The following is a 783-nucleotide window of genomic DNA, read 5'->3' on the forward strand; positions in this document are numbered from 1 at the left end:
ATGCTCATTGAAAGCGACAAGGACTTCCTCCAACAAAGAGCACTGGATTCGGGTCCGTTATGTCAGGCACAACTGTATGAGTGGCTTTTAAGGGACAGTCTGGAAATAGAGCGCTATGAGCAGATCCACGACATAGTCAGCAACCAGACCGGAAGGTTGGGCCGGGAGCGAGGGACTGGCAACAAGGCTTCCGGGGGCTCGTCAGGACAGAATGCTCAAACCGGAGTCACAGCACAGCAAAGCCATGTTGTTTTTCAAGCTGCACCTGTGACTGCCTCAGGACTCAACAGAGACGGAAGAGACGAAAGAGACGAAAGAGACGAGGATAACCCTCCTCCAGCAAAACAGGCCAAATTAGAACTTGTCAATTCCATCCGCTGTAGTTCCTGCCAGAAAATACTGAATGAACAAGAAATCATGCGGTTTCTTCGTGAAAGTAAGGCCATGGCGATTACCTGTGATAACTGCCTGCCCAATGCCTCGCCAATACCTCCGGAGAATACTGGCAGAAAGAGGGCTCAAGTTAGCCAGTCAGGGCCTGATCCTAAAAAAGGCAAAAAAAGAGCCAGTAAAAGGAAGCAGTATCACGACCAGCCAAAAGGCCCTGTCACCAAAAAAGGCAGGCAGGAAAATCCGGCGTCAGAGGCACAGGATGGTGTCATGAACGTTTCCCAAGAGCTGGGTGAACTGCAGGAAGAACTTACCGGCGAGATAAATGCACAGGAAACAGAGGCGGGAAAACGGCTGTTCAAGCAGCTCAAAAACCAAAAAATTCATATCAAA

The 783-nt window shown here is 49.7% G+C and carries 1 protein-coding gene; it reads left to right on the forward strand.

All coding sequences use genetic code 11. The features are described 5' to 3' along the window. Positions 1-783: hypothetical protein (locus tag GZ78_RS29270; RefSeq protein ID WP_034832105.1), on the forward strand; the 783-nt coding region annotated here is incomplete at both ends.

This window comes from Endozoicomonas numazuensis (genome assembly GCF_000722635.1).
Classification (GTDB): Bacteria; Pseudomonadota; Gammaproteobacteria; order Pseudomonadales; family Endozoicomonadaceae; genus Endozoicomonas_A; species Endozoicomonas_A numazuensis.